Source organism: Vibrio sp. 10N.286.48.F5 (genome assembly GCF_041469785.1).
GTDB lineage: Bacteria > Pseudomonadota > Gammaproteobacteria > Enterobacterales > Vibrionaceae > Vibrio > Vibrio crassostreae_C.
Map to the genome: position 1 here is coordinate 68,698 of NZ_JBFRLG010000031.1, position 3,899 is coordinate 72,596.

The window sequence follows — 3,899 nt, forward strand, 5'->3', positions numbered from 1 at the left end:
TCATTCCCTACAGTGAGGGACGAACGTGATAGGGAATCTGCTTATTGAGAACGTAAGCCCTAGCCACATTCAAACTCCGACCTTATACTCATGTAAAACAATTAATTGGAAAGATCATGAGCTTCGAACTTCACCCGCAACTTGCGAAAGACACCACACTTATCGGCGAATTTCCACTGAGCTTAGCCCTGCTACACAAAGATAACGCAGTGCCTTGGGTTATCTTGGTACCAAAACGTGCCAACCTAAAAGAGTTGCACCACTTACCAATGAAAGAGCAACAGCAGTTCCTACATGAATCTCAGGCGGTAAGCCAAGCATTAGAAGCAACGTTCCAACCAGACAAATTGAACCTTGGTGCGCTGGGTAATATGGTGCCACAACTGCACATCCACCATATTGCACGCTTCAAAGACGACATTGCTTGGCCCGGCCCAGTATGGGGTAATACAAAAGGCGAACAGCGCAGTGAAGAAGATCAAGCCGCTATCCTGACTCGTATCCAAAACGTTCTGTCACTGAGCTCTATCTTCAAGAAAGCATAATTCGAGTTCATCTCATTGAGCTTTAAAGCAAAACACTTCAGAAAAGACACATAACAAAAAGCCGCTCATCTTAGATAAGCGGCTTTGTCATTTTCTAATCTCGCCTTTTTCAACGAGAGTCTGAAGACCGAACTACATCATCACGTTAAGCGACAAACCATCTTGTTTGCTGATGGTGTAGCGAATACGCGTTGTATGACCATGCTTATTCGTATCGACCAAGCGAGAAACTTTCCCTTTCTTGACCCAAACACTCAGCATCGCATCGACGCCATCTTCACTCATGCCAAACTTTGCAGCGAGCTCTTTACGAGCCGCAACGCCGTGGCTATCAATGTATTGATGAAGTTCAGTTAAAATCATACTACTTGCACCTCTAGTGCTTTCTGCTTACTGCCCACTTTCTTGAAGACGCGATACGTCACCACAAAACCACCAGCAATCGCCACCATCCATACTGCACTTGTCACAGGATGCGCAGCAAAGTTTGCCGCTTGGTAGTAGAAAGTCGCACCAAAGTAACCAAGAGCCATCGTCCAAACCGCGATGAAGCGTGCAAACGTCTGACCAAATTCACGAACATAAGCACCCATCGCGGCCACACAAGGCGTGTAAAGCAGGATAAGAATCAAGTAAGCGAATGCCGCATGACCAGATACAAACTTGTCTTTCAAGTTACCAAAGATAGAGGTATCGACTTCTTGGTCAGCTGCTACAGAATTAGAGTCAGACAAGTCGCCAACTTCAATACCTAATGGATCTGAGTAGCTCAATCCGGCTAGGTTTTCAGGGATCGTCATTGCCGCTTCTTGCAGGCTTGCTGCTAAGTCAAACTCAGCTGCTTCTTCATCAGAAGGCGTTGTATATAGGCTATTTAATGTACCAACAACGGCTTCTTTAGCGAAAATACCTGTGATGATACCAACCGTTGCAGGCCAGTTCTCTTCAGTAATACCAATTGGTTGGAATACAGGTGTTACAACTTGAGCTGCTCTAGACAGTACTGAGTTTTCGCTATCTTCGTTACCAAAGCTGCCGTCCATACCTAGAGAGTTTAGGAAGCTAAGAATAGCCACAACCATCACGATTGTTTTACCTGCACCAAGTACGAAACGCTTCAGCTTCTGCCAAGTTTTCAACATTACGTTTTGCACTGTCGGCAATTCGTAATCTGGCATTTCCATCACTAAGCTATCACTGCTACCTGGGTAGATCGTGTTTTTCAGGAACAAACCCGTAAATACAGAAGCAACGATACCCATGATGTACAGAGCGAATACTACGTTTTGTCCTGCACCTGGGAAGAACGCCGCCGCGAACAGTGCGTATACCGGTAAACGAGCACCACATGACATAAACGGCGCCATTGATGCTGCTAGTTTACGTTCGCGCTCTTGGTCAAGAGTACGAGTCGCCATGATTGAAGGCACGTTACAACCAAAGCCCAGTACAAGTGGGACAAATGCTTTACCCGGTAAACCAATCTTCTGCATCACTTTATCAAGTACAAATGCAGCACGAGCCATGTAGCCTGAGCTTTCTAGTACCGCTAAGAATAGGTAAAGCGCTGCGATAACAGGAATAAAGGTCGCAACCGTTTGGATACCGCCGCCAATACCATCAGCAAGTACAGTGACTAACCAAACTGGTAAATGGCCATCTAATAAGTGGTGTCCACCATCAACTAATATTGCTCCAACACCAATATCGAAGAAGTCGATAAACGCACTACCGATATTGATAGAGAACATGAACATTAGGTACATGATAACGAAGAAGAAAGGAATACCGACCCATTTGTTCAAAATGAATTGGTCTGCTTTCTCTGTAAAGTTACGGCTTAGTTTGCCTTCGCTGCGACGAACACGTTTACAAAGGTCATGTAAGAAAGTGTATTTAGCGTCAGCAACAGCAAGGTCAATATCGAAATCGGCACCAAGACGCACGCTATCAATTTGAGTGCGAGTTTGTGGGGCTAAACCATTCAATACCAAGTAATCATTTTCTAAAGCACGAATCGCTAGCGCTCGGTGAGATACGTCAGCATCATCAAATTGTGACTCAACAGAAGGGATAAGAGCTTCTAACGCGGCATCGTAATCAATAGAGATAGGGTCAAGGCTCACACCTTGAACAAGCAGTTTATGCAGACGCTCTTTAAAGCGAACCACTTGACCTTTATCGTTTGCAGACAAGCTTAGAACTGGGCAACCTAGCTCTTTCTCTAGTGCTTTAAGGTTAATCACCTGACGTTCGCGCTTTAATACATCCATTTTGTTCAACACAACGATCATTGGGCGACCCAACTCACGCAGCTGTAATGTCATATATAAGCTTCGTTCTAGACAGCTAGCGTCGACAACATTGATGATCACATCTGCTGGGTGAGTTAAAACAGCGCGAGACGCGATAGACTCATCGATGCTGTTCGCATCATTACCACTGTCTAGTGCGTAGATACCCGGTAAATCCGTTAGTTGAAACTGATCACCAGCGTGCGAGTATAAACCCGTCTTCTTTTCAACAGTGACACCAACCCAGTTACCAACGTGCTGCTTAGCACCAGTCAGTGCGTTGAACAGTGTTGTTTTACCACTATTCGGGTTACCAACGGTAAGAACTTGATAATCCATTTAGATAACCTCGATTTGTTCTGCAATGCTTTCACGAATGGCGATAGAAACACCTCTCACTTCAACTTGAAGCGGATCACCCATAGGTGCACGGCGGATAAGCGTCACCTCGGTTTTTGGCAACATACCCATGACCATAAGTTTCTTCCTTACGTCTGGTGTTAAACCTGTTAGTGCAACAATAGAAGCCGCCTTTCCTTGCTCTAGTTGTGAGAGTTTCATAAGTACCCAATTCGTGACTGATAATGAGAAAGATTGTTATTAACGCCATGATACACATACATGCCCACAATTCTATTGTGTGAAATCAATGTTTTCGAAAATACATACTCGTAAGTTTCGTTAAAAACGTTTACGTCAAAAACGTTACTTTCAACAACTAGCGAGAACTACCTCACTAGTACAAACCCTCCCAAACAAAAGCAAATCATTAATTATCAATCACTTGAGACAATGTCGGTTTTCTCATAGGTATCTGTCGTTAATTTTATAAGTAAAATAAGTAGCTGGACGTATAGTTACTCCATCGAAGAGAAACTACTTCTCTTTAATTTTATTCCAGAGGTGATATGGCTTTGCTATATCACTCCGGCAGCAAGCGAAGGTGTCGTTGGCACCCGTGGTATAGTCCCCCCGGCTATGCCACGATATTTTTTTTCTTCCCTTTGTTTTATCCCAACAACCTTTTTAAACTCCCCATTTATCTCGTATCTCGTATCTC

At 44.2% G+C, this 3,899-nt stretch carries 4 protein-coding genes; 1 reads left to right on the forward strand and 3 read right to left on the reverse strand.

Annotated features, from left to right (window positions below):
* Nucleotides 1–116 precede the first annotated feature (116 nt).
* A complete protein-coding gene (locus tag AB4185_RS16915; RefSeq protein WP_017061937.1) occupies nt 117–545 on the forward strand; it encodes an HIT domain-containing protein in 429 nt (142 codons plus the stop codon).
* Nucleotides 546–677: 132 nt separating this feature from the next.
* Here the strand turns inward: AB4185_RS16915 and AB4185_RS16920 are convergent, their stop codons facing one another.
* Genes AB4185_RS16920 through AB4185_RS16930 form a run of 3 tightly spaced genes read right to left on the reverse strand, consistent with a single transcriptional unit; the run spans nt 678 to nt 3,400 of the window.
* Nucleotides 678–908, reverse strand: a complete 231-nt coding sequence (locus AB4185_RS16920) for a FeoC-like transcriptional regulator (protein ID WP_017061938.1) — start codon at nt 906–908, stop codon at nt 678–680.
* Nucleotides 905–3,178, reverse strand: coding sequence for a Fe(2+) transporter permease subunit FeoB (feoB, locus tag AB4185_RS16925; protein WP_372135689.1), 2,274 nt, complete (start codon nt 3,176–3,178; stop codon nt 905–907). The genes AB4185_RS16920 and feoB overlap by 4 nt, the downstream gene beginning before the upstream one ends.
* Nucleotides 3,179–3,400: a FeoA family protein gene (locus AB4185_RS16930; protein WP_004734203.1), complete on the reverse strand. Its 222-nt coding sequence runs from the start codon at nt 3,398–3,400 to the stop codon at nt 3,179–3,181.
* Nucleotides 3,401–3,899: the final 499 nt, after the last annotated feature.